The following is a 5,837-nucleotide window of genomic DNA, read 5'->3' on the forward strand; positions in this document are numbered from 1 at the left end:
TGACTTTGATATACGAATTAATTGATGATGGATTGGAAGGTTATCTAGTTGATAGCCGTCTCATTAAAGGATATATTTTTTTAGTTAGTTGCGTTTATTTTCGCTCCAGTTGGAAATACAAAAATCGCAGTTTGCGTTATTGTTTTTTGGATAGCGGTCATCACCTGGGTGCGATCGAAGCTTCTGCTTATGTACAAGATTACACGGCCCAAATTTTATTCGATTTCGATCATTTAGCGCTCAATGACGATCTGGGATTTGAAAATAAGGAATTTGTCACAGCCGCTATCGTCGTTGGGAATGTAAAGGAAAAACCAGTTCGCCGATTGCGATCGCCTATTCCTTTTGTGTGCGGCACTGATTATTTTGAGCCAAATCGGTTTGTTGAAGCAGGCTACAAACAAACTCTTTTACCAACAAATCATCAGCAGGAAATCTCACAACCTAACTTTCAGTTTGAAAAAGCAAAATTTTTACAATCAATTCAAAAGCGTCGTTCGGCAAGACGCTTTCACCAATCGCAAATTACCCAAGAGGAATTTTTTGCAGTTTGGGAATCACTCAACCAACCAATTGCAACTCAAAGTGATGACGCGATCGCAATTTATGCTGTTATCCAAAGTGTAGCCGGAATAGAACCTGGTATTTATCGGGGAAAAGAAAGCTTGAAAACAGGAAACTTCCGGGAAAAAATGGGTTATCTTTGCGTGAATCAAGCGATCGCACGAGATAGCGCTGTATTGTTCTTCTTTGTATCTGAATTTCAGAACTATCGAGTCGCTTTACAATTAGCAGGACTATTGGGGCAACGAGTTTATTTGAGTGCAACTTATCTGGGATTAGGTTGCAGTGGGATTGGAGCATTTTTTGATGATGAAACCCAGGCATTCTTGGAGGCCAAAGGAAGTATACTGTATGCGATCGCCATCGGGTAACTTCTGAGGGCGATATCATCTAAATTAACGGCAAAATAGTATATTCAAAAGGTGAAAATTCTACCTTATAATAAATGCACGAGGCAGCGTAGCTCAATGGTAGAGCGCCTCCCTTTCACGGAGGAAGAGAGGGTTTGATTCCGTCCGCTGCCACCAGCGACGTAGTTCAAATAGCAGAATCCCTTGGAGTAGACCAGGAGATGCGGGTGCAAATTCCGTCGTCGCTATTTACCGTGACATACCTTTAATCGTTCTCTCACTTCCCGATGAGTAGCCAAATAATCCTTCAACCAATCGCATCCCCTATCCAACAATTCATCTAATTCTTACACCCGCCATATTCTCACAGTACTGTCAGAACCGGCGGTAGCTAAACTCTTGCCATCATCGGTAAAAGTAACGCTGAAAATATCACCCGGTTGCGCTTTAAATTGCGCCATTAACAGCTGTCCGGATGGTTTATCAAACCTTACCCAAACTTTTACAGTACCATCTGCACCAGCAGTGGCAAGGCGTTGTCCGTCCGGACTAAAACTCATACTTCTGACTTCTCCTTGCTCGGTATTAAATTGAGTCACAATTTGCCCATAACCATCCCAAATTTTGACAGTACTGTCATCTCCAGCGGTGACAATCCGCTGTCCGTCGGGAGACCAAGATACGCTCCAAACTCGACTTTGATGCGCTTTGAAAGATAAAGGCAGCGGTTTTCCAGATTGGTTCCACAATCTCACAGTCCCGTCATCGCCGGCGGTGGCAATGCGCTTGCCATCCGGACTAAAACTCATACTCCTAACTTGTGCTTGCTCACTTTTGAATTCAGCTAATTGCTCTCCGGATTGATTCCAAAGCCGGACTATGCCATCGTCTCCCGATGTAGCAATGTATTGCCCATCACGGCTAAAACTGACACTCAAAACCCAAGTTTGATGAGCTTTAAAAGCAGAAATTAACTCCTGCCCAAATTGATTCCAAAGTCGCACCATGCCGTTAGAATCGGCTGTAGCAATGTTATTTCCGTTGGGGCTAAAACTGACGCGCCAAAATTCTTTATCTTTGAGCAATAATTGTTGACCTCGCGATACCGATCGCGACACTTGTAAGCCCCACAAATCTGCCAATCGCACCGTACCATCATCTCCAGCAGTGGCAATGCGCTGTCCGTCCGGGCTATCTCCTTTGGGACTGAAACTCACGCTCAAAACTTCACCTTGATGGGAGCTAAATTTATCTAATTGCTGTCCGAATTGATTCCAAAGTCGCACCGTACCATCTGCACCTGTAGTCGCAACTCGCTGTCCGTCCGGAGTAAAACTCACACTCCAAACTCCACCTTGATTGGTGTTGAATTTAGCTATTTCTTTGCCAGATTGTTTCCAAATTCGCACTGTACCATCTGCACCTGTGGTAGCTATGCGCTGTCCATCCGGACTAAAATTTAAACTCCAAACTCCACCAGGGTTACTTTTGAACTGATTTAACGGTTGTCCGGATAGGTTCCAAAGTCTTACTGTACCGTCATATCCTGCGGTGGCAATGCGTTTTCCATCTGGGCTAAAATTCATAGTCCTAATTTCGCCCTGTTCGCTATTAAATTTTGCTAATTCGTGCCCGGATTGGTTCCAAATTCTTACTACACCGTCAGCATCCGCAGTAGCAATGCCCTTTTCATCAGGGCTAAAACTCATAGTTCTAACTACACCTTTATACCCTTTAAATGGCAAAGCCAGAGGTTCTCCAAACTGATTCCAAAGTCGAATTGTGCCATCTGTTCCGGCGGTGGCAATGCGCTGTCCGTCCGGGCTAAAAGTTAAGCTTTTGACTTCTCCTTGATGGTTGTTCAGTATAGCCAGCAGTTTACCAGTAGGATTCCAAAGGCGCACTGTGTTGTCGTCTCCTGTGGAGACAATGCGCTTGCCATCGGGGCTAAAACTGACAGTCCAAACTTGACCTTGATGTCCTTTAAGTTGATTGCGTTCGTGGATTTTATCGAGGATGGTTTGTAAGGCTAGTAAGGGACTGACGGCTGGATAATTTTGGAAATTTTTGTGTTTTTTGACGATTTTTTGTAAGTCTTGTCCGACTTGCATTGCTGATACTAAAGCTTTGAGTTCTTCGCCTCCTTCTGCTTCAAATAATCTTAAGGAGTTCATGCCTCGCCACTCTAGTTTCAAGCCTTGCCATTCTTTTCTAAGGCTGGTAGCAGCTTGGAAAATAACTGTTGCTGTTACGGCTGATAGTACTGCGAGTACAGCGATACCTTTTTTGATTGTGCGATTGGCTTTTTGTTGAGCTTCGGCGAGAATTTGGTTGGCTTGTCTTTCGGTTTCTAAGGCGATTTGTACTTGTTTTCTGTCTAATTCTTGGCTGGCTGTTAAGAATTGGTAGTCGCGATCGCTCAAGCTTTGATCGGCTGCCCATTCTAAGGCGTCCTGCAATGCTTTGCCGCGTAGAAGGCGAGATTCATCTTGGCAATCCGATGCTAACCAAGCTGTGAGGGATTCTGCGTAAGGACGTAGATTTGCGAGGACAGTTTCTACCCAAATTTGGTTAAAAACAGCAGCATATATGCGATTGGCAATTTTTAGTTTAGCTTGCTGTTTGATTACTAATCCAGATAAGAGTAATTCTGTTTGTTCGGAACTGTTATCGGCTGGGATTTCACTTTGTTGGAGAACTTGCTGATATAATCCTAGCAATCTGCCAGTGCGCTGTTCGTTTCTTAAAAGGCGATCGCGTATTGTTTTGAGGTGTTTTGGTTCGTCGGTTGCTTCCCAGTTTTCGATCGTGTGCGATCGCACAATATTTTCAACCAATTCCGGAATTGCCGTAATTGCGTATTGGTTATTCCGATCTGACTGACTTGCTTGTTCCAGAATGAGCTTTAAAATCTTTTGGGTGAGAAACGGCTGTCCGCCAGTCCAGGCTAGCACTTCTGCTAAAACAATTTGCGGATTGGCAATTTTTTCGCCTAAACCTTGAGCTAAAGGTTGAGCTTCCTGTAATTGAAAGCCATTTAGTTGAATTGCTCTGCCAATATTAAAAGGCGTGCGATTTTTGTCTAGAATAAGATCGGATGGTGTCGCCACTCCCAAAAGCGCAAAAGTAAGGCGTTTGTATTCGGGGTTTTCGGCTCTTTGGTTATAACAATATCGAATAAATGCAAAAAAATCATCTATGGGAAAGTTTAAGCTGAGAACGCTATCGATTTCATCGATGAAAATAGCGATCGCTTGTTTGACTTCCACCAGCAGCACTTCTTGAATAAACTGACTCAAGCGTTGCACGGGGGAAAGAAACTCGCGATCGCGCCACCAAGTTCGCAGCTCGATTTTGTCAAATAAATCAAAACTATTGACTAAGGAATAGACTACACCTGCATACCACTGATTTTGGCTGACATCCCAATTCCCGATCTCGGAAAGGTCGATCGATGCACAAGCGATAGCATCTGCTTGCAACTTCTGCATTGTCCGCAGCTGCAAGCTGGACTTACCCATTTGACGGGAATTGAGTACGTAACAAAATTCGCCTGCTTTGAGTCCTTCATAAAAATCGCGATCGGCTTGTCGCTGCACGTAAGTAGGAGCATCAGGCGGTAGACTTCCCCCGACTTGATATTTATAATCATAATGATGCGAAAGTCCGGACTGATAACTTTCCACTTTCATATAGATGAACCCTATCAATTTTAGATTTTAGATTTGGGATTTTGGATTCTAGTTAAGATAGACTATTTCCTATTGGACTTCAAAATCCACATTTCTGATCGCGCTACTGCTACAGTTTACCTCTCTCTGGCGGGGAAAAGTTTTCACAGGTAGCAGCGAACCGGATTCGCTGCGAAAAACGCGCAGAACATAACGACCTGCTGGTAAAGACGATAATCGATAAGAAGGGTTAGAAGAATCAACGCGAGCCATCTTCGATGAAGGTGAATCGTTTTCTGAATCAGAAGGTACAACATAGTAAGACCGCTCCCTTTCTATGCCGCTCCCGAACAATCGCCCGCTAATCGAACAAGATTTTTGACCTTGTTTAGATTCCACTTTCATTTGACTTTGAGTTGCTGGAGTCAGCACCAAATCTGAGGCTTTAACAATATCTTTTAACCAAAAAGGTGCGAACAATATCGCAATCAGGGCTAGTTTTTGTAATGTCTTCATCCACTGCTTCCCAAGCGCTCCCGGAAATAACGACGATATAAATCGCAACGGGGTTTCACATCATTGCCTTGCAAATGTACTAACCCCATACTGTGTAACTGAAAAGCAATTTCTGCTTGTAAACGCACCGGGTTGGTTGTACTAACAACTTCCAGCATTGCTGCTGCTAACTCCGGATGTTGTTGCAAATTCCATAAGTGGCGTCGCAGGTGATCGCTGTAAAGTCCCGCTTCTGTGGGAGCAGTTTGCATAAGTTTGTCGAGGGAAATATCGCCACGAGCAATGTGATAGAGAGCAACCCGCACTAAATAGGGGTGTCCTCCCACTGCGTTCATCAATTCTTCTACATGGTCGGCGTTGCAATTGAGTTTGTAGCGCTGTGCCAATTCCAGCACTTGCTGGCTGGAAAATTCTGGCAATTCAATCGGCAAACCTACGTTGAAAGGTGATTGATTGATATCGAGGGGGATGTAAACTTCTGTGGAGTGTACGACGAGCAAACGCAGTTTTTTCCAGATATCGCGTTTTTTGGAATCTTCGTGCCAAGTTCGCAGCAGTCCAAAAAAGTCGTCGGCAATTTCTGGGTGTTGAAAAATGCGATCGACTTCATCCAGACCCAAAACCAGCGGCCTGTCTATTTCGGCGAGCAGATATTTTTCAAAGTAAGCCTTGCAGTTAACCTTGCTGCCAAAAATATCATCCCAATAGTCAGATAATTTATTGGGCAGCTGCAACT

4 protein-coding genes and 1 tRNA gene are annotated in these 5,837 nt (G+C 44.0%); 2 read left to right on the forward strand and 3 right to left on the reverse strand.

Going from position 1 to position 5,837, the window contains the following annotated elements:
- Together H6S82_RS15395 and H6S82_RS15400 are read left to right on the forward strand one after the other, a co-directional pair.
- On the forward strand, positions 1-935 hold a 935-nt coding region (locus H6S82_RS15395), incomplete at its 5' end, for a nitroreductase family protein (protein ID WP_199317893.1).
- 82 nt (positions 936-1,017) lie between these two features.
- A tRNA-Glu gene (locus H6S82_RS15400) sits at positions 1,018-1,091 on the forward strand.
- Between the two features lie 170 nt (positions 1,092-1,261).
- Here H6S82_RS15400 and H6S82_RS15405 read toward each other — a convergent pair.
- The 3 genes from H6S82_RS15405 to H6S82_RS15415 form a co-directional block, all read right to left on the reverse strand.
- The gene (locus H6S82_RS15405) at positions 1,262-4,606 is read right to left on the reverse strand and encodes an AAA-like domain-containing protein (RefSeq protein WP_242056965.1); all 3,345 of its coding nucleotides are present in this window, start codon (positions 4,604-4,606) and stop codon (positions 1,262-1,264) included.
- Positions 4,607-4,675: 69 nt separating this feature from the next.
- On the reverse strand, positions 4,676-5,101 hold the full coding sequence (locus tag H6S82_RS15410) for a hypothetical protein (protein ID WP_190465097.1): 426 nt from the start codon (positions 5,099-5,101) through the stop codon (positions 4,676-4,678).
- On the reverse strand, positions 5,098-5,837 hold a 740-nt coding region (locus H6S82_RS15415), incomplete at its 5' end, for an AAA-like domain-containing protein (protein ID WP_191056385.1). The genes H6S82_RS15415 and H6S82_RS15410, both read right to left, overlap by 4 nt.

The sequence above is a fragment of the Planktothrix sp. FACHB-1355 genome (assembly GCF_014748295.1).
Taxonomy (GTDB): Bacteria; Cyanobacteriota; Cyanobacteriia; order Cyanobacteriales; family Aerosakkonemataceae; genus Aerosakkonema; species Aerosakkonema funiforme_A.

What these genes read in the sequence shown, in the direction of transcription:
- H6S82_RS15405 (WP_242056965.1), bottom strand. Translation starts at nt 4,606, where the DNA reads ATGAAAGTGGAAAGTTATCAGTCCGGACTTTCGCATCATTATGATTAT.
- H6S82_RS15410 (WP_190465097.1), bottom strand. Translation starts at nt 5,101, where the DNA reads ATGAAGACATTACAAAAACTAGCCCTGATTGCGATATTGTTCGCACCT.